Annotated in this window: 18 protein-coding genes and 1 pseudogene; 9 read left to right on the forward strand and 10 right to left on the reverse strand. The window is 57.9% G+C overall.

Annotated elements, in window-relative coordinates:
- The 3 genes from PMI21_RS00385 to PMI21_RS00375 all read left to right on the forward strand — a co-directional run.
- The coding region (locus PMI21_RS00385; protein WP_007942134.1) for a DUF637 domain-containing protein at positions 1 to 1,751 on the forward strand (1,751 nt) is incomplete at its 5' end.
- 4 nt (positions 1,752 to 1,755) lie between these two features.
- Positions 1,756 to 2,004 (forward strand): hypothetical protein, encoded by a 249-nt coding sequence (locus PMI21_RS29615; protein ID WP_007942135.1) that lies wholly within the window; start codon positions 1,756 to 1,758, stop codon positions 2,002 to 2,004.
- Between the two features lie 160 nt (positions 2,005 to 2,164).
- Entirely contained in the window at positions 2,165 to 2,800 is a 636-nt protein-coding gene (locus tag PMI21_RS00375) for a hypothetical protein (RefSeq protein WP_033064294.1), read from the forward strand.
- A gap of 395 nt (positions 2,801 to 3,195) precedes the next feature.
- On the opposite strand, the gene PMI21_RS00370 is transcribed toward PMI21_RS00375, so the two are convergent.
- Complete coding sequence (locus tag PMI21_RS00370; protein WP_007942138.1) at positions 3,196 to 3,930, reverse strand: DUF899 domain-containing protein; 735 nt, start codon at positions 3,928 to 3,930, stop codon at positions 3,196 to 3,198.
- Between the two features lie 200 nt (positions 3,931 to 4,130).
- On the opposite strand from PMI21_RS00370, the gene PMI21_RS00365 reads away from it, so the two are divergent.
- On the forward strand, positions 4,131 to 4,523 hold the full coding sequence (locus PMI21_RS00365) for a hypothetical protein (protein WP_007942139.1): 393 nt from the start codon (positions 4,131 to 4,133) through the stop codon (positions 4,521 to 4,523).
- Positions 4,524 to 4,587: 64 nt separating this feature from the next.
- Here the strand turns inward: PMI21_RS00365 and PMI21_RS00360 are convergent, their stop codons facing one another.
- The 3 genes and pseudogenes from PMI21_RS00360 to PMI21_RS00355 all read right to left on the reverse strand — a co-directional run bounded on the left by PMI21_RS00360 (position 4,588) and on the right by PMI21_RS00355 (position 5,965).
- The gene (locus tag PMI21_RS00360) at positions 4,588 to 5,457 is read right to left on the reverse strand and encodes a DUF6279 family lipoprotein (protein WP_007942140.1); all 870 of its coding nucleotides are present in this window, start codon (positions 5,455 to 5,457) and stop codon (positions 4,588 to 4,590) included.
- 77 nt (positions 5,458 to 5,534) lie between these two features.
- A pseudogene (locus PMI21_RS30280) lies at positions 5,535 to 5,663 on the reverse strand (TorF family putative porin); the annotation flags it as partial.
- Positions 5,664 to 5,776: 113 nt separating this feature from the next.
- On the reverse strand, positions 5,777 to 5,965 hold the full coding sequence (locus PMI21_RS00355; RefSeq protein WP_030131898.1) for a hypothetical protein: 189 nt from the start codon (positions 5,963 to 5,965) through the stop codon (positions 5,777 to 5,779).
- Positions 5,966 to 6,316: 351 nt separating this feature from the next.
- Here PMI21_RS00355 and PMI21_RS00350 point away from each other — a divergent pair, with 351 nt between their 5' ends.
- From PMI21_RS00350 to PMI21_RS00340, 3 genes are all read left to right on the forward strand, one after another.
- Positions 6,317 to 7,153 (forward strand): CvfB family protein, encoded by an 837-nt coding sequence (locus PMI21_RS00350; RefSeq protein ID WP_007942143.1) that lies wholly within the window; start codon positions 6,317 to 6,319, stop codon positions 7,151 to 7,153.
- A 359-nt stretch (positions 7,154 to 7,512) separates the two neighbouring features.
- A complete protein-coding gene (locus PMI21_RS00345; protein ID WP_007942145.1) occupies positions 7,513 to 8,958 on the forward strand; it encodes an NCS1 family nucleobase:cation symporter-1 in 1,446 nt (481 codons plus the stop codon).
- 165 nt (positions 8,959 to 9,123) lie between these two features.
- Positions 9,124 to 10,056, forward strand: coding sequence for a DMT family transporter (locus PMI21_RS00340; protein ID WP_007942146.1), 933 nt, complete (start codon positions 9,124 to 9,126; stop codon positions 10,054 to 10,056).
- Here the strand turns inward: PMI21_RS00340 and PMI21_RS00335 are convergent.
- Entirely contained in the window at positions 9,992 to 11,182 is a 1,191-nt protein-coding gene (locus tag PMI21_RS00335) for an MFS transporter (RefSeq protein WP_007942147.1), read from the reverse strand. The two genes, PMI21_RS00340 and PMI21_RS00335, sit on opposite strands and share 65 nt — an antisense overlap.
- Before the next feature lie 104 nt (positions 11,183 to 11,286).
- On the opposite strand from PMI21_RS00335, the gene ptrR reads away from it, so the two are divergent.
- Together ptrR and PMI21_RS30030 are read left to right on the forward strand one after the other, a co-directional pair.
- Positions 11,287 to 12,180: a putrescine utilization regulator PtrR gene (gene ptrR / locus PMI21_RS00330; RefSeq protein WP_007942148.1), complete on the forward strand. Its 894-nt coding sequence runs from the start codon at positions 11,287 to 11,289 to the stop codon at positions 12,178 to 12,180.
- 140 nt (positions 12,181 to 12,320) lie between these two features.
- The gene (locus tag PMI21_RS30030; RefSeq protein WP_007914492.1) at positions 12,321 to 12,449 is read left to right on the forward strand and encodes a PA1414 family protein; all 129 of its coding nucleotides are present in this window, start codon (positions 12,321 to 12,323) and stop codon (positions 12,447 to 12,449) included.
- A 153-nt stretch (positions 12,450 to 12,602) separates the two neighbouring features.
- On the opposite strand, the gene PMI21_RS00325 is transcribed toward PMI21_RS30030, so the two are convergent.
- The 5 genes from PMI21_RS00325 to speB form a co-directional block, all read right to left on the reverse strand.
- Positions 12,603 to 12,854 carry a hypothetical protein gene (locus tag PMI21_RS00325; protein WP_007942151.1) on the reverse strand — a complete coding sequence of 84 codons (252 nt, stop codon included), beginning with the start codon at positions 12,852 to 12,854 and terminating at the stop codon, positions 12,603 to 12,605.
- Positions 12,855 to 13,111: 257 nt separating this feature from the next.
- The gene (locus PMI21_RS00320; protein WP_007942152.1) at positions 13,112 to 14,491 is read right to left on the reverse strand and encodes a sodium:solute symporter; all 1,380 of its coding nucleotides are present in this window, start codon (positions 14,489 to 14,491) and stop codon (positions 13,112 to 13,114) included.
- A 206-nt stretch (positions 14,492 to 14,697) separates the two neighbouring features.
- Complete coding sequence (locus PMI21_RS00315; RefSeq protein WP_007942154.1) at positions 14,698 to 16,209, reverse strand: purine-cytosine permease family protein; 1,512 nt, start codon at positions 16,207 to 16,209, stop codon at positions 14,698 to 14,700.
- Between the two features lie 54 nt (positions 16,210 to 16,263).
- Positions 16,264 to 16,686: a YybH family protein gene (locus PMI21_RS00310; RefSeq protein ID WP_007942155.1), complete on the reverse strand. Its 423-nt coding sequence runs from the start codon at positions 16,684 to 16,686 to the stop codon at positions 16,264 to 16,266.
- Positions 16,687 to 16,695: 9 nt separating this feature from the next.
- Complete coding sequence (gene speB / locus PMI21_RS00305) at positions 16,696 to 17,646, reverse strand: agmatinase (protein ID WP_007942156.1); 951 nt, start codon at positions 17,644 to 17,646, stop codon at positions 16,696 to 16,698.
- Between the last annotated feature and the right edge of the window lie 269 nt (positions 17,647 to 17,915).

The following is a 17,915-nucleotide window of genomic DNA, read 5'->3' on the forward strand; positions in this document are numbered from 1 at the left end:
TTGAAGGGGTGAAGGACCTTCACGACGAGAACCACTCCAAGAGCGACAGCGACCTCGCCTGGTTCGAGGCCAAAGGCAGTGGTCGCACTGATGAAACCCTGCGTCAGAGCGAACTGGTCGCCCAAGGTCGGCTGGTCATTAAGGCTGCTGGCCAGATCAGCATCGACATCAAACAAGTCGACCAGCAAAGCGTCAGCCAGACCATTGACGCCATGGTGAAAGCCGACCCGGCCCTTGCCTGGATGAAAGAGGCTGAGGCTCGAGGCGACATCGACTGGCGTCAGGTGAAGGAGATTCACGAGAGCTTCAAGTACGACAACTCTGGGCTTGGGGCCGGGGCGAAGATCGCCATTGCCATCTTGATGTCTTTCATCATGGGCCCGGCGGGGCTAGGTCTGGTGGGCGGTGGCGCCGGGGGCGTTTTTGTCACCAGCCTGGCGACCACCGCTGTTACCAGCACCATCAGCAACAAAGGCAATCTGGGCGCGGCGTTCAAAGAAACATTTAGCGCTGACAGCCTGAAAAGTGCCGCCATTGCTGGGTTCACTGCGGGCATGCTCGATTACGCGGACACTAATTGGTTTGCCGGGGCGGCGGAAGGTGCAAAGTCCGCGAACATTCTTACCAGCACCAATTTCGCCGACATTGCGGCACGAGTAGCTGGCCGTGCGGTGATTTCCAGCAGCATCTCAACCGCGATTGGTGGCGGCAACTTTGGCGATAACCTCGGTGCGGCGCTGCTGGGCGAAGCTGGCAATGTGGCCATGGCGACCGGGTTTAACTGGATTGGCGACATTACGATCAAGTTCCCGGAAGGCAGTCTTGAGAAAGTCGTTGCTCATGCGTTGATGGGCGGCTTGTTATCGAAGGCGATGGGGGGCGATTTTGCCACCGGCGCAGTGGCTGCTGGGCTCAACGAAGCGATGATGAATCAGCTGATCAGTCTTGCGAATGGCAATGATCAGTTGCAAGTAATGATGTCGCAGCTGACGGGGCTTGTGGCCGCTGCGGCAGTGGATGGGGATCTTCAGCATGGAGCCAGCATTGCGGGGAATGCCACTACCTACAACTATCTCTATCACCGCGAGGTGAAAGAAATGCTGGCGGAAATGGACAGCAAGGAGACCGAGGAAGAGAAGCGAGCTGTAAGAGATCGATACGCCGCCCTCGACAGCCAACGAGAGGCGGAGCGTGAAGAGCTTTGCAAGCGATCCCCCCAAATCTGTCAAACAATTGCACATGGTCTGGTGGATGACGATCAGAAACTGACTGCGCTGATTGAGCAGCTGAGAACTGAAGGTAAAGGGGGGGCAGCGCACTTAGTAGGTCATATACAGGAAGGGAATCTAAGCTCTGCAGGGGCCATGGCGGCTGATGTGAGTTCTTCGAACGGTAGTGCCCTGACTAGGGTTGCTGCAGATTTTGTAAAAATGGGCATTGGAATTATTCCTGGTCTAGGAGCTGGAAAGGGGACAACTACACCGAAAGAGATTGGGACCATTACGACAAGAACAACAAAAAATGAAACCCGCCTAGGTGGTCAACCAGGGGAACCTGGTGTAAAAATAGTATTCAAGGATGGCACCGAATTTGATATGACACGAACTAGAGTTAAAGAGACTGAGAGCAATCCTTATGTTCCAGGTCGCACTAGACCAGTAAAATTTGACGATGCTGTGAATAAGCAAGGTGATAAGCGAGCTCCGACAAAAGCAGAGTTGGAATGGTTTGATAGTATTAAATGGGACTGATGAGATGATTGACTCAAAAACTGGTGAGCGAATTTTGGTCCAATTGGATGAGGTTTATGGTCCTTATATTCGCGTGTCAACATTTCAAGATGGCGGCGCCTTGGAAGAAGTTTTAGATGAGATTTATTATGTGCTTTATTGGAAGGGAACCCCTGAGGATCTCAAAGATTTTGGCGGTAATGAGTACTACTTTGGTGGTGCTGCTGATCCGGTAAAATTGCAAATTATTCTGGATGCCATTGAGTTTCACTGACGGCGGGTGGCCGTAACGGGGCGGATTTATTTGCTGGAGGTTTGGTAAACGGGGACAGACCACGTTTTTCTTGAAGAGAGAGCAGTGCTCCTTCGATTTAAATGTGGCCTGTCCCAGATTTCCCACATATATTAATTCGGTTAGAAGATCGTGGCTGATGATGGAACGTAAAATCTACGATCTGTTGAATAGCGTGCCGAATCATGCGGACTATGCCGTTGACGCCGGAGACCTTGATTTGGAAGATGTTCCTGAGGAAAGAATCAATGCTGTAAGGGATTTGTTGTCTCATACGGATGATGACACGGAACGCTTTTTGGCTGCCAAGTTGCTGACAAGTTGGGGGGTGCATGAAGGTCTGCTTGCACTGGAACAGTGCATGGATAATTACAAAAGTATTGAGGGCTCCTACCCTCATCGGTTACGTGGTTATGATGATACCTATCATCAAGTACTGATGACTGTCATCAGGTATTTTTCAAACTCGGCTGACAGTGGTCGTGCGCAAGAGGCGAGAGCTCAAGTTTATGCTCCCTTGTCCAAGATAATAATATTGTCTGGTTACATGTCGTTTGAAATAGCCAATGTTTTTGATTTTGTTGAGCGAGAAAGTTTTTTTGAATACGTGCCTCTTATAAAACAGCATCTTGTTTCAATAATTGATAATCCTGCGATGCATCGCTGGAAAATTACGGATGCTATTGATTTTTTGCTGAAGGTGGATGAGCCGTTCGTGCTGTCACTCCTGAAGGAAAAAGGTAAAACTGTCGATGACTTCAACGGGAAGTTTGACTGATATATTAGAAAAGGGGACGGATTCTGAGGGATCCCCGCAAATCTGCCCCAACACTTGCGCCTGTTGACATACCTTGGCTCGCACGCGTGCTCAAGCCTCTCCAAGGTTTTTCGAGCGAACGTAAAGGGGACGAATTTATTTACTGCCTTTGCCCAAAAAATAAATCTATCCCTGAGAAATCCCCGATTTTGTCGTACGACAAATCGAAGAACCGAGACTGTCAGGTTTTTTGTATAAACCATATAAAACGGGCGACCTACAGGTCGCCCGTTTTATTCACTCCGCAGCCTGCGCCCGCAACCGCCGACCAATCACATCCATCAAATCACAACCATCCCGCACGCGCCACTTACCTCCTGTGGGAATTTGCTCGCGATAGCGGTGTAGGTTGCGGTCTATCCCCCATGGCAGCAACTAGCTGATGCCTTGTCTTCATACCGATCGTGATGCCTCACCCATTCCATGATTTCCTCTTCATTACGGCCCTTCGGCGTGAGGTCGAGGTAGTTGTAGGCGCCGACCAACAGGTCCAGGCCTCTCGCATAGGTGGAATAGGTGTGGAAAATCTCCCCCACTTCGTTGCGATAAAACACGCTGAGCCCAGGGAGTTCTTCCTCGGCGCCGTCGGTTTTTTCGTAGTTGTAGGTAGCTTTTCCGGCGGCAACGTCTTCGGCCCGGGCGCAGACGCCGAAGTCGTAGTTGAAGTCGCAGCCTTCAGATGAAACCCAGTCGAATTTCCAGCCCATGCGTTGTTTGAACGGTTGGAATTCGGCGAACGGTGCGTGGGAAACCGCGACCACGGCGATGTCGTGGTGGGCCAGGTGTTGGTTGGCGCCGTCGATGTGGTCGGAGAGGAACGAGCAGCCGGGGCAGCCTTCGTCCCAGCCGTCGGCGAACATGAAGTGGTAGACGATCAACTGGCTGCGGCCGCCGAACAGATCGGCCAGGCTCAGTTCGCCGTTGGGGCCTTGGAAGCGGTAGGGTTTATCGATTTTCACCCAAGGCAGGGCGCGGCGTTCGGCGCTGAGTTTGTCTCGTTCTTTGGTGAAGGCTTTTTCGTGGGCCAAGTGTTGTTTGCGGGTCGCGAGCCATTCTTCCCGGGATACGACCGGATGATTCTGAATGTTCATGCTGATTTCTCCTGCTTGCTGTGGCGAAAGTCGATCCGCGCAGAGGGGTAAACCGTCTTACACAGCCTAGTCGTTTGGCCTGCGCTCAAATCGACAGGCCGCCGGTCGGTAAGGCGAAATACCTCGCCTGAACGGCTGCCCTCCCTGTCGGTCACAACCTATGAAGGCCATTTCACTCTCGGGCTTGGAGGTTGAACAGGATGACGACTTATAACTGGGATTTGATGGAGCGCTTGCTGCATGAAGCGCAGAACAGTGCCGGCCACAGTTTCACTCCACGGCCCTATGCCGAGCAGTATGCGGCGGAGAAAGCCGCTGCGGGTGAGGCGATTGAGAACCTGGATTACCTGAAAACGGTCGCTGGTGAGTACGAAAAGTTACTGTTGCTAAGGGGTTATATCGAGCCTCGCCCGGAGGACCAGGGCGGTAATGGCGCAAACTACATCTTGACGCTTCGGGGCTCGAGTTTGTTGAGCTTGATTGATAGCAGCATTCCGGGGAATGAGCATCCGCGCCAGGTGCTGGATGGGCAGGAAGATGCGCTGGATGAATTGACGTTTGATGAAGTGGCGTCGAGGGCGCAGATTGCCTGACGATCGCGTTTACCCCCTGAGGGGGCGGGCAAGCCCGCTCCCTCATTGGATTGTGGTTGTCCGTTTAATCCTGCCGCGCCGCTTTCAGGCATTTCAAATCAGTGAAGTCCTTGCGCACCCCTTCAATCTTCTTCAGCAACTGTTCACGCTGAACCGGCGTGCTCTCGGCCATCAAGTCCACCAGCAAGGCCCGAGCCTGGGTTTCAGCGTTGGTGTAGGCCTCACGATATTCAGGCGTCCATAAACGCTCGCGATTCACCAGAAGTGTCTCGATTTTCTGTGGGAAATCCGGACTCTGCCGTTGTGCAACTGCCGCGCTGAATTGCTGTTGCCAATGGGCGCGGTTGGCCGCCCATTGTTTGTTCTTGTCACCCAGGGCATTCGCCCACGCCAATACCCGTTGCTGTTGGGTTGGAGTGAGCGGGCCGAGCCAGTCATTCAGGCGTTTTTCCATGCGCTTGCTCCGCTCTTTGATCTGTAGTTCGAGAGACGGCTTGAGGTATTCCTCCTGGCGTTTGCGCTGGTCCTTGGCGAAGGCGTCGTTCATTTCCGCGACTTGCTTGTCATCCAGCCCCTGCAACAGCTCGATGGCCGACGGGGTGATTTCCCGGGCGGTTTCGGCGATGGCCTGTTTGGCTTCCTGGGTGCGGGTTTGCAGTGCGGCGTCGGTGATTTGGTTGTTCACGACCATGGCCTGTAAACGATCAAGCCAGTCGAGGTAGCCGGGCAGTTGCGTGGTGCAGTGCCAGATCAGGTGTTCCTTGAGGCGCTCGTTGAACCAGTCCTTTTGCTCGCGGTTCATGTCCAGGTATTCGCTGAGCGTCCAGGGAATGATCACGTCGAGGTTGCGGTAAGCCAGGCCCACGCGGCTGCACGCGGCAACGGTGAGACTGAGGGTGATGATGACGCCGATCTGTTTCAACCAGTGCGACATGGCGAATCCTTGCGAAGACCTGGCTTCTTATTGGGTTCTCTTATGTGATCGCGGGACGAGCCCGGCAGTTCAGCCGATTAATAGAAGGCGCGTACGGCCTTGGGGGTGACCAGGCCATCGCACTCGCTATTGTGGCCGGAATAGGCGGAGCAATTGCTGCCGCTGAGGCTTGAGTCACTGTAGATCAAGTCCAGGTCACTTGCGCATGGGCGACCGAACTTGTTGAAGTTTTGATTTGTTGTATGGGGGTATTGCTGGAGGGTTCCAGTCCAGGCGCTTCGAAGCTCAAAGCGCTTAGGGACCAGTTAAAGCGGGGGAATTACTTTTTGCCCAGCGTGATCTGCTTGGACGGGCCGAACGTCTGGCCGCTGACGCCTTTGGCAATTTGCTGGATCTCGCCACCGGACTTGAGGAATGCAGCGATCTGGTCGTTGATCGACTCGCTGGTTTCAACGGCTGGAGCTGGCTTTGCTTTGCTGTTGGATGCTTTTACGCGCATGGCGGCCATTAACCTGTAGAAATTAACTTGGCCAGGCATCGTACAGGAAATACTTGACAATTGCTTGGTAAATATCCTCCTGAAATACACGGGGCAGGTGCATGGGGTATCGCAAGTTATTATTTCGAATGTTCCCCTAAGCTGCTGTTTTAACTAAAAACCTCACTCGAGAAATAGCGTTTTCCGGATGGGCTGATCAGGGCGCGGACCACCCGAACGGCCTGACGAGTGGCCACGCGTACGCGGCAAACCCCAGGAAAATTAAGGCCTGCCGCGGATTTTCTCACACCACCGGGCTGGCCGCCGAACGCTGCCCGCAAAACCGGGTAGAATGCCGCCCACGCAATGAGGGTATTGGACATGGCTTTAGTCGGGCGCTACAACAGTTTGCAAGTGGTTAAACACACTAACTTCGGTTTATATCTGGACGGTGGGGCGGATGGCGAAATCCTTCTGCCTAATCGTTATATCCCCAAAGATATTCCCAGCGAAGATGAAGATTGGCTCAACGTTTTTATTTATCTGGACAGTGACGACAAACTTATCGCCACCACCGAAAAACCGAAAGTTCAGGTCGGTGAATTCGCCAGTTTGAAAGTCGTTGAAGTCAACAGCATCGGCGTGTTCCTGGATTGGGGGTTGCCGAAGGATCTGCTGCTGCCGTATTCCGAAGAAAAGCGCCAGATGACCGCCGGCGAGTATGTCGTGGTGCACGTCTACCTCGACAAACACACCCGGCGCATCACCGCGACGGCGCGTCTGGACCGTTACCTGGACAAGACGCCGGCCAACTACACCCCAGGCCAGGAAGTTGATTTGCTGGTGGCCGAAGCGACCGATATGGGCTTCAAGGCAATCATCAACAACAAGCACTGGGGCCTGATCCACAAGAACGAAATCTTCAAGTTCATGCGCGCCGGTAAAGAAGAGAAGGGCTTTATCAAAGAAGTCCGTGCCGACGGCAAGATCAGCCTGAGCCTGCAACCGGTGGGCGAAGCCGCCGCCACCAGTCTGAACTCGAAGATTCTCGCCAAGTTGCGCGACAACAACGGCACCCTGCCAGTCAGCGACAAGAGCGACCCGACACTGATCAGCAGTATGTTCGGCGTCAGCAAGGGCAACTTCAAAAAGGCCATCGGTGCGTTGTACAAGAACGGCCAGATCGTCATTCACGCTGATCGTATCGAACTCAGCTGATCTTACGCCGGCCCCTGTAGGAGCTGCCGCGGCCCGAGCCTTCGGCAGCTCCTACGACGAATCTCATGTGCGAGCGAGCCTGCTCGCGATCGACTGCGCAGCAATCACTCATTTCTTTGTATACATAACGCCCTGCACCGTTTGCAGGCGCGGACGCCCTGTTCATGGGCATTATCACCCCCTCTACGACTTGAAGGCTGTGCTCTGAACAGGGTCGAAAGCCAGATTTGTCACACCTTTAGATCGTATGGCACGCATTCTGCGTAGCAACTCGTATACAAACCATGCCAGCTCCCGTACGCAGTGTGGTCGCCGCATCAATCTCGGGGGCCGCGTCTGTACTTTCGAGGAGCCCCGCGATGACCGAACAATTGCCCAATGGCTACAGCCCACGCCTGTATAACCAGGACCTGGGGCCGCTGCCGCAGAAATGGAATTGGTACAACATCTTCGCCTTCTGGATGAGCGACGTGCATAGCGTCGGCGGCTATGTGTTCGCCGCCAGCCTGTTTGCGCTTGGGCTGGCCAGTTGGCAGGTGTTGATTGCCTTGCTCGGCGGGATTTGCATCGTGCAGTTGATCGCCAACCTGGTGGCCAAGCCGAGTCAGCAAGCGGCGGTGCCATACCCGGTGATCTGCCGACTGGCGTTCGGGGTGTTCGGGGCGAATATTCCTGCGGTCATCCGCGGCCTGATTGCGGTGGCCTGGTACGGGATTCAGACGTACCTGGCGTCCAGTGCACTAATCATCGTCGTGCTACGGTTTTTTCCTGCGATGGCGACCTACGCCGAGCCGCACTTTGCCGGTTTGTCCTACCTCGGCTGGTTCGGCTTCCTCAGCCTGTGGTTCGTCCAGGCGCTGGTGTTCTGGACCGGCATGGAGTCGATCCGCCGCTTCATCGACTGGGCCGGCCCCGTGGTGTACGGCGTGATGTTCCTGCTCGCCGGCTGGATCGTTTGGCAGGCTGGCTGGAGCAATATCAGCTTCACCTTGGCGGAAAAATCCCTGTCTGGCTGGGAAGCTTTCGGCCAGGTGATCGTGGCAACGGCATTGGTGGTGTCGTACTTTTCCGGTCCGACCCTGAACTTCGGTGATTTCAGTCGCTACTGCCGCAGCATGAATGACGTGCGTCGCGGCAATTTCTGGGGGCTGCCGGTAAACTTTCTGGCGTTCTCGCTGGTGACCGTGGTGATCGTTTCCGGCACCTTGCCGGTGTTCGGTGAGATGCTTCACGACCCGATCGCTACTGTGGCGCGCATCGACAACAGCGTGGCGGTACTGCTCGGCGCCTTTGCCTTCGTCACCGCGACCATCGGCATCAACATCGTCGCCAACTTCGTATCCCCGGCGTTCGACTTCGCCAACGTCGCCCCGAGCAAAATCAGTTGGCGTGCGGGTGGCATGATCGCCGCCGTGGCATCGATCTTCATTACCCCGTGGAACCTGTTCAACAACCCCGAAGTGATTCATTACACCCTCGATGTGCTGGCGGCGTTCATCGGCCCGCTGTTCGGGATTCTGCTGGTGGATTACTACCTGATCAAAAAGCAGCAGATCGACGTCGATGCGCTGTTCAATGACGGCCCGAGCGGGCGTTATTACTACAGCGGCGGGATCAACTGGACGGCGGTCAAGGCGTTGATTCCTGCCACCCTGATGGGCGTTGCGATCACTTTCATCCCGGTGTTGCAGCCGATGGCCAACTTCGCCTGGTTCACCGGCTGCTTCCTCGGCGGCGTCCTGTACTTCGCACTGGCCAGGCGCGAGCAGGCACAACAATCGGCGGCGCTGGCTATGGCGGGATGACGCAAGCGGCGATTTAAAGGTCTTTTGCAGGCACCTTTTTCTGTCCGTCTGGTTAATAATCGACAGCATAATTTTTCGCCCCGGCGCCCTCTGTTCAGCATGAAGGCCGGGGCTTTGCTATTACTGTCGAGTCACTGCCATGGATTGTGTTGTCGAGGTGTTCCGGTGAGCGCCACCCGGCGTAGCGCCGATGGGTTTGCCCTGCAAGTGATGGTCGGGCTGTGCCTGATCTGGGGTGTGCAGCAGGTGATGATCAAATGGGCGGCGCCCGACATCGCACCGGTCATGCAGGCGGCGGGGCGGTCGGGTATTTCCGCCTTGCTCGTAGGATTGTTGATCTGCTGGAAGGGTGGTTGGGATCAGGTCGGCGCTACCTGGCGCGGCGGTTTGCTGGCTGGCGCGCTGTTTGGCCTGGAGTTCTTCTTCATTGCCGAAGGTCTGCAACTGACCACGGCGGCGCACATGTCGGTGTTTCTCTACACCGCGCCGATCTTTACCGCGTTGGGCGTGCATTGGCTGCTGCCGAGTGAGCGTTTAAGACCGGTGCAGTGGCTGGGGATTTTTCTCGCCTTCGTCGGTATTGCCATTGCGTTTGCCGGTGGTGTGTCCTGGGACAACCTCGACCACCGCATGTTGATGGGCGATGCCCTGGGTGTGCTGGCCGGCGCGTCGTGGGGCGCGACCACTGTGGTGGTGCGCGCCTCGCGTCTGTCGGAAGCGCCAGTGACCCTGACGTTGTTTTATCAACTGATCGTCGGCTTCGTCGGCCTGCTGCTGATCGCGATCCTCAGCGGTCAGGTCACCCATGTCAGCCTGACCACGGTGGCGGTGGCCAGCGTGCTGTTTCAGGGATTGGTGGTGTCGTTCTTCAGTTACCTGACGTGGTTCTGGTTGCTGCGCCGTTATCTGGCGGCGAACCTCGCGGTGTTTTCGTTCATGACGCCGTTGTTCGGCGTCACGTTCGGCGTGGTGTTGCTGGGCGAAGAGCTGAGCCTGAACTTTGTGATCGGTGCGGTGCTGGTTTTGCTCGGGATCACTTTTGTGAGCGCAGAGCAGTGGGTGCGCCGTCGTTTGCGCAAAGCACTTGGGCAACCCTGACCGGGCGCAGCAACAAGCCTGCGGCAATGATAAAACCGCCGCCGGCGATCACCAGCGCGGGTTGCAAGCCACCGCTGAAATGGCTGCTCAACGCGGCCAGTAACGGCCCGCTGAGCTGACCCACGGCGAAGCACGCGGTCAGCAGCCCGGCGTTGCGCTGGGTGGCGTGGGGCGCCAGTTCCCGGGAGCGCTGCATCACCAGTTGCATACAGGCCAGGAACGGCCCGCCACACAGGATCACCCCCAGCGCCAGGCCGGCACCGCTGCCCAACAGGCAAGCAAACACACCGGCGGCCTGTAGCCATAGCGTCGCCATCAGCCAATGACGAGTTGCGTTCGGGTTGTGCCGACGCAGGCTCACCAACATGACCCCGGTCGCCGCCGCCAGACCAAAGCACGGCCAGAACAGATCGGCTTGCCATTGCCCATGGAACTGCGCGCTGGCCATTTGTGAGAGGAAAGTGGCCGGGATAATGTAGCCCAAACCGTACAACCCATAGATCACCGGCAAACGTCCGACGCCTTGGGCGGCCGACGTGGTGGCAAGCGGTGTCGCTGTAGAAGGGGCAACCGGTTGCGGCAGGAACGGCAGAATCCCCAGCAGCATCACCAGCCCGACAGCGGCATATACCAACCACAAGGTCGCGGACGTCTGACCCAGCAGGTTCGAGCCCAAGGCCAACAACCCTGTCAGAAAAATCCCCAGACCCGGTCCGGCAAACACCAGGGCGCCGAGCCGCGGACGACCGGCCGCCGCTGCCAGCGGTTGGCTCAACGCGGTAATCATCACCAGTACCCAGGCGCTGGCCACACCCGTGCCGAAGCGCAGCGCCAGATGCGACAAGAATCCGTTGGCCCAGAACGAGGCCAGGGTCAGCAGCACACACAACCACAAACCGCCGAGCAGGCGCCTGCGAACCTGATCGGGACGACGGGCGAACATCGCGTCCACCGCGCCGACGAAGTAGCCGAGGTAGTTGGCGGCGGCAATCAGACCGGCGGCGGTCAGGTCGATCTGACCCTCGCTGAGCAAGTGCGGCAGTTGCGGGGTGAGGGCGAAACGCCCGATGCCCATGGCCATCATCAATGCAATAAAGCTGGCGGTTAAGCGAATCAGAGGGGACATGGTCTGAGTTCCGTTTCGAGGATCAATGACCGTCAGGCTAGGACTGATTGACTTTCTTTAAAAATGAATAATAGTGAGAAACTTGTTCTGATTTGGAGAATGGCGTGGAATTCAGCCAATTGCGGATTTTCCAGGCGGTGGCGGAGGAGGGCTCCATCACCCGTGCGGCTGAACGCCTGCATCGCGTGCCCTCCAACCTGTCGACTCGGCTTAAACAGCTCGAAGAGCAACTCGGTGTCGAATTGTTCGTACGCGAGCGTCAGCGTTTGCAGTTGTCACCTGCGGGAAAAGTCCTGCTGGACTACACCGCCAAGCTGTTCGCCTTGCACGACGAAGCCCACGCGGCGGTGCAGGGCGGGCAACCAGCCGGGGATTTTGTACTGGGCACTATGTACAGCACCGCCGCGATTCACTTGCCAGAGTTGTTGGCGCGTTATCACCGGCGCTACCCGGCGGTGAACCTGCAAGTGCAGTCGGGGCCCAGCGGCGAATTGCTTGAAGGGCTGCTCACCGGGCGCCTCGATGCGGCGCTGGTGGACGGCCCGCTGGAACTGGCCGGGCTCGACGGCGTGCCGTTGTGCGACGAACGGTTGGTGTTGATCAGCGAGGCCGATCATCCGCCGGTGCGCAGTGCGCTGGATGTCGAAGGGCGTTCGGTGTTCACGTTTCGCCAGGGCTGCTCCTACCGGATGCGCCTGGAAGCCTGGTTTGCCCATGACCATGCGGCGATGGGCCGGGCCATGGAGATCGAGTCTTATCCGGGAATGCTGGCCTGCGTGATTGCCGGCTCTGGCGTGGCACTGATGTCGGAGTCGATGCTCGCCAGCCTGCCGGGGCGCGAAAGCGTGGCGGTGCACCCGCTGGCCGAGCCGTTCGCCAGCGCGACCACCTGGCTGATGTGGCGCAAAGGCATGGTCGGGGCCAATCTGAATGCGTGGATCGAGCAGCAGCAGGCGGTGTATCCGTCGGCAGCGATTCAGGCCCAGGCAATTGCTTGAACCAACGTCCAAGAATTTGGATCAATTTAGTAACAGATCATTGCGATCTTGAGCGAGCATTGCGTAGGACTTCGGACTATTATCAGTGCGAAGGGGCTACAGAACTTCGGCCGCTCGGCACGACCCTGAAGGGGGGCATCATGAAAGAGAAAATCCAAAACTGGCTGCATGACCTGGGTGTCGCACTCGGTTTGATTGAACCGCCTCTACAACCGGTGCCAATTCGCACTGACGACGAACAACGTCGCCGCCAGCAGCGCCGCCGGTAAAACGCGACGCAGCCTTTGTAGCAGCTGCCGAAGGCTGCGTTCGGCTGCGCAGCAGTCGTAGGTAGGGTCAGCTGCGAACCGCGTGTTCCGATTTTGCGACGGCTTCGCCGCCGAACGCAGCCTGCGGCAGCTGCTACATGGGTTCGTGTGAACTCAATACCGCCCGATCTCAATCAAAAACCGGATCAAATCATTCGCCGTCCTGGCAGTCTTGAGCATCCGGTCTTCTTCGGCGGTGAACGCCGTCAATCCCAACTGATCCTCCAGACGGAAGATCAACTCTTCAATATCCTCTTTATCCAACCCCAATTGCACCAGGCTGGTGTTGTCGTCGAAGTCATCCTGATTTTCCAGCAGGCGGCGAATGCGATGATGCACGGCGGCACGAACGGCGGCTCTTGTCATGAGGTCCTTCTTCGAGAACGTTATGAGGTCCCTGAAGCTGAGTACAGCAGGCTTCAGGCGTGTCGGCGCTGCCACTCGTCAATCACCTCGAACCACTGATCACGGCTGACGATCTTCATAAACAGTTTCCTTCAGACGAAAAAAACGGGTGTGGCAAGTGGGCGCGTCCTCCCTTATTTCCTGCGCGGCGCAGGAAATAAGGGAGGACACGCCCGTGCCACACCCGTCGAAGAAAGCATCAAGTCGTTATGGAAATCTTAGGCAGCGCTCGCCACCACGGCCGGGCGGCGGGACAGCAGGCTGACCACCACGAAACTCACCAGGCCCACGCCGAGGCTGTAGTAGATCGGGGTGTTGGCGTCCATACCGTCCTTGATCATGAACAACAGTGCAGTGGCAAAGCCCAGGCCCATGCTGGCGATGGCGCCGGCGGTGGTTGCGCGTTTCCAGAAGATCGCACCGATCAGCGGGATCAGCATGCCGCCCACCAACAGGTTGTAGGCCAGGGTCAGAGCGCTGATCACGTCATGTACGACCAGAGCGATGCCGAGTACGACGATGCCGGTCAACAGGGTGAACAGGCGGTTCATGCCCAGGCTCGACTGTTTGCCTCCACGCAGTTTCGGCAGCAGGTCTTCGGTCAGTGTGGTGGCAGCGGCGAGCAGGCCGGCGCTGGCGGTGGACATCATGGCCGCCAGCGCCGCGGCGATCACCAGACCACGGATACCGTCCGGCAGGGACAGTTTGACGATGGCGGCGAAAGCGTTGTTGACGTTGTCCAGGTCCGGGATCAGCACGTGAGCGGCCATGCCGATCAGGGCGCAGGCCAGGCCGTAAAGGATGCAGTAGAAGCCTGCGAAGGTACCGGCGACTTGAGCCACTTTGGCGCTCTTGACGGTGAACACACGCTGCCAGATGTCTTGGCCGATCAGGATCCCGAAGAAGTAGATCATGAAGTAGGTGATGATGGTGTCCCAGCCAATCGTGGTGAAGCTGAAGGCAGTGGCCGGCAGTTTCAACACCAATTCATCCCAGCCGCCAACGCGGTACAGGCAGATTGGCAACAGGATGAACATCAGGCCCACGGTCTTGATCACGAACTGGACGATGTCGGTCAGGGTCAGGGACCACATGCCGCCGATCGCAGAGTAGATCACAACCACGCCACCGCCGAGCAATACCGAGACCCAGAACGGCAGGCCGAACAGCACTTGCAGCACGGTGCCGATTGCCAGGATCGAAACTACGCCGATCATCAGCGCATACGCCAGCATGATCACCGCGCTCGCGGAGCGGGCCATCGGGTTGTAGCGTTTTTCCAGCACTTGGGTAACGGTGTAGATTTTCAGTTTCAGCAGCGGTTTGGCGAGGAACAGGTTCAGCGCCACGATCCCGCAGCCGAGTGCCGCGCACAGCCAGAAACCGGAGATGCCATGGACGTAACCCAGGCGCACGGTGCCGACGGTGGACGCGCCGCCCAGAACGGTGGCGGCCATGGTGCCCATGTACATGCTCGGGCCGAGGTTGCGACCGGCGACCAAAAAGTCTTCGTTGGTCTTGGCCTTGCGCATGCCGTAATAGCCGAGCATCAGCATCGCGGCGGCGTAGATGAGTACGACGAATAAATCCAAAGCCATGATGGCGTGTCTCCGATTGTCTTTTTTATGGTGAGGCGAAAATCAATCCCTGTGGGGAACATCATTTCCTGTGGGAGCGAGGCTTGCCCGCGAAGGGAGCGCCACGGTCTATCAGGCAGACCGCGTTATCGTTCTTCGCGGGCAAGTCGGATCGCCGCATCGCTCGCTCCTACAGGTGATGCGTTGACCATAGGTAATGCGTTGAATCAGGCGGCTTGTCGCATCGCCGGTTTACCGAGCGAATCCGTGCCCTTGCTGCGTGCATCGTTGGGGCCGAACACCGTGGCCGATTCAGGGAACAGGCTCAGCAACGTCAGGTACACCAGAGACGCCAGGCCGAGGGTGACCGGCAGGCTGATGTCGATGCCGCCCGCCAGATCGCCCAGTACGCCCACGAACTGCCCCGGCAGGTTCACGAAGCACAAACCGACCGCTGCACTCGGGATCCAGGCCCCCAGGCCACGCCAGTTCCAGCCGTGGGTGAACCAGTAGCGGCCACCTTTTTCGCCACGGGTGAACACTTGCAGGTCATCCGGGCAGTAGAAGCCGCGACGCACCAGCAGGCCGATGATCATGATCACCATCCACGGAGTGGTGCAGGTGATGATCAGCACGGCGAAGGTCGACACGCTCTGCACCAGGTTCGCCGCAAAGCGCCCGATGAAGATGAAGGCAATCGACATCACGCCGATCAGCAGCGTGGCCTTGACCCGCGACAGCACCCGTGGAAACACGCTGGACATGTCCAGCCCGGTGCCATACAGCGACGTGGTGCCGGTGGACATGCCGCCGATCACCGCAATCAGGCACACCGGCAGGAAGAACCAGCTCGGCGATACCGCCAGCAGGCCGCCGACGTAGTTGTTGGCCGCGATGTAGTCCGGCGCCTTGATCGCCACGATGGTGGCGGTGGCGAGGCCGAACAGGAACGGGATGAAGGTGGCGATCTGCGAGATCACTACGGCGGCCATGATCCGGCGCTTGGAGGTGTCACGCGGGATGTAGCGCGACCAGTCGCCGAGGAACGCTCCGAAGGAAATCGGGTTGCTCATCGCTACCAGTGCAGCGCCGATGAACGCCGCCCAGAAACCCGGTTGCCCCATGCTGACGCTGCCGGCGTAGTTCACATCAAAAGGACCGGCGAAGGCGAAGACGCCCAGCAGGAACAAGAGGCTGGCGCTCCACACGGCGATCTTGTTGACCCACAGCAGGAAGCGGAAGCCGTAGATGCACACTGTCAGCACCAGGATCGCGAACAGACCGTAGGCCAGGCCCAGGGTCAGGTCGGTTTCCGGCAGGCCGATCAGGCGTTTCGCACCGCCGATCAACGCATCACCCGAGCTCCATACCGAGAGCGAGAAGAAGGCGATGGCGGTCAGCAGCGACAGGAACGAACCGACGATTCGCCCGTGCACGCCGAAGTGCGCACCGGACGACACGGCGTTGTTGGTGCCATTGATCGGCCCGAACAGGCCCATCGGTGCAAGGATCAGCGAGCCCAGCAACACGCCCAGCACAATCGCCCAGACGCCCGCCTGAAAAGACAGGCCGAACAGTACCGGGAAACTGCCGAGCACGGCGGTGGCGAAGGTGTTGGAACCGCCGAAGATCATCCGGAACAAGTCCGTCGGGCCTGCGGTGCGTTCGTTGTCCGGGATCTGCTCGACCCCGTAGGTTTCAATGTGCGTAAGGCTTTGGTCTTTGTTGTTGTTATTCATGATCTGCTCCGATCATAAAGGCGCGCTCATCGTGTGTGAGCGTCACCTGTTTGGCTAAGGGGTTGGCAGCCCTTCCGGCATTGCGGACAAATGTTCGTGGCAGGCCAGCCATAGGCCTTGTTGTTCTTGGCCAGACGCCTGTTTCTTGAAAACAATCGTCTCGCGTTCCTGGCTGAAGTGTTGCTCCCCTTGCATGCGCAGCTCGGTGGCCACGTCATGGATGAAAATCGCCACGTCACCCTGCAGGCTGACGAAGGCGTTGCTCGAGATGCACGACAGCACCTCGAAGCCGTCCTCGGCACGCCAGCTGTCCCACAATGCCTGGTAGGCATCGCGCGACAGCAGGGGTTGCTCGAGGGTGTAGAACACGAAGCTGGCATCAACGCTGAATGCGCCGAAGTAGGCTTCGCGATCGTTTCGGGCAAAGGCCGACACCAGATCGGCGGCAGCATTGAGTACCTGATCACGTTCGTTCATGACCGATCCTCAGCGATGGACCACGCCTGGTAGTACGCAGAGCATTTCGTACAACAGATTGGCGCCCAGCAGCGAGGTGTTGCCGGTGGTGTCGTACGCTGGCGAGACTTCTACCAAATCGCAGCCGACCAGGTCGAGGCCTTGGCAGCCGCGCACGATTTCAATCGCCTGAATGGTCGTCAGACCGCCGATTTCCGGGGTGCCGGTACCAGGTGCCCAGGCCGGATCGATGCCGTCGATATCGAAACTCAGGTACACCGGACCGTCGCCGACTTTCTCGCGAACTTCGGCCATCAGCGGCGCCAGGGATTTGTGCCAGCATTCTTCAGCCTGAACCACACGGAAGCCTTGATTGCGGCTCCAGTTGAAGTCATCAGCGGTGTAACCCTGAGCCCGCAGGCCAATTTGCACTACGCGGTCGCAATCCAGAAGACCTTCTTCTACAGCGCGACGGAAGGTGGTGCCGTGGGCGATTTTCTCGCCGAACATGTGATCGTTTACATCGGCGTGAGCGTCGATGTGCACCAGGCCGACCTTGCCGTGCTTTTTATGGATGGCACGCAGGATCGGCAAGGTGATGGTGTGGTCGCCGCCCAGGGTCAGGGGGATCACATCGTGTTCGAGGATATTGTCGTAGGCCTCTTCGATGATCCGCACGGCGTCCAGCAGATTGAAGGTGTTGATCGCCACGTCACCGATGTCGGCAACCGACAGCGAGTCGAACGGCGCAGCGCCGGTGGCCATGTTGTACGGGCGGATCATCACCGATTCAGCGCGGATTTCACGCGGCCCGAAGCGGGTGCCGGGGCGCAGGGACGTGCCGATGTCCAGCGGGATACCGATAAAGGCAGCGTCCAGGCCGGCAGCGGATGGCAAATGGGGGAGTCGCAGCATGGTGGCGATGCCGCCGAAGCGCGGCATTTCATTGCCGCCCAGTGGTTGGTGAAGAATCTTGTCCACGGGTAAGGCCTCATCGTCGTTGTTTTATTTATGCAGGTAAGCCGCTCGGGGAGAGACGGGCACCGCTGTGGGCCGATTCTGCGAAATGTAGTGGCCGGGAAGAATCGCTACGGGCAAATACTTAGTTCAGATTTTTCTAAACTAATGGCGATGGCGACGATAGACTGACGAGGATTTATGTAGCAGCTGCCGAGCCTGCGAGGCTGCGTTCGGCGGCGTAGCCGTCGTAAATCAGCTATCGCGTTGCGTCAGGAAAACCTTGCATACCG

The sequence above is a fragment of the Pseudomonas sp. GM18 genome (genome assembly GCF_000282195.1).
Lineage (GTDB): Bacteria > Pseudomonadota > Gammaproteobacteria > Pseudomonadales > Pseudomonadaceae > Aquipseudomonas.

What these genes read in the sequence shown, in the direction of transcription:
- PMI21_RS29615 (WP_007942135.1), top strand. Translation starts at nt 1,756, where the DNA reads ATGATTGACTCAAAAACTGGTGAGCGAATTTTGGTCCAATTGGATGAG.
- PMI21_RS00375 (WP_033064294.1), top strand. Translation starts at nt 2,165, where the DNA reads ATGGAACGTAAAATCTACGATCTGTTGAATAGCGTGCCGAATCATGCG.
- PMI21_RS00370 (WP_007942138.1), bottom strand. Translation starts at nt 3,930, where the DNA reads ATGAACATTCAGAATCATCCGGTCGTATCCCGGGAAGAATGGCTCGCG.
- PMI21_RS00365 (WP_007942139.1), top strand. Translation starts at nt 4,131, where the DNA reads ATGACGACTTATAACTGGGATTTGATGGAGCGCTTGCTGCATGAAGCG.
- PMI21_RS00360 (WP_007942140.1), bottom strand. Translation starts at nt 5,457, where the DNA reads ATGTCGCACTGGTTGAAACAGATCGGCGTCATCATCACCCTCAGTCTC.
- PMI21_RS00355 (WP_030131898.1), bottom strand. Translation starts at nt 5,965, where the DNA reads ATGGCCGCCATGCGCGTAAAAGCATCCAACAGCAAAGCAAAGCCAGCT.
- PMI21_RS00350 (WP_007942143.1), top strand. Translation starts at nt 6,317, where the DNA reads ATGGCTTTAGTCGGGCGCTACAACAGTTTGCAAGTGGTTAAACACACT.
- PMI21_RS00345 (WP_007942145.1), top strand. Translation starts at nt 7,513, where the DNA reads ATGACCGAACAATTGCCCAATGGCTACAGCCCACGCCTGTATAACCAG.
- PMI21_RS00335 (WP_007942147.1), bottom strand. Translation starts at nt 11,182, where the DNA reads ATGTCCCCTCTGATTCGCTTAACCGCCAGCTTTATTGCATTGATGATG.
- PMI21_RS30030 (WP_007914492.1), top strand. Translation starts at nt 12,321, where the DNA reads ATGAAAGAGAAAATCCAAAACTGGCTGCATGACCTGGGTGTCGCACTC.
- PMI21_RS00325 (WP_007942151.1), bottom strand. Translation starts at nt 12,854, where the DNA reads ATGACAAGAGCCGCCGTTCGTGCCGCCGTGCATCATCGCATTCGCCGC.
- PMI21_RS00320 (WP_007942152.1), bottom strand. Translation starts at nt 14,491, where the DNA reads ATGGCTTTGGATTTATTCGTCGTACTCATCTACGCCGCCGCGATGCTG.
- PMI21_RS00315 (WP_007942154.1), bottom strand. Translation starts at nt 16,209, where the DNA reads ATGAATAACAACAACAAAGACCAAAGCCTTACGCACATTGAAACCTAC.
- PMI21_RS00310 (WP_007942155.1), bottom strand. Translation starts at nt 16,686, where the DNA reads ATGAACGAACGTGATCAGGTACTCAATGCTGCCGCCGATCTGGTGTCG.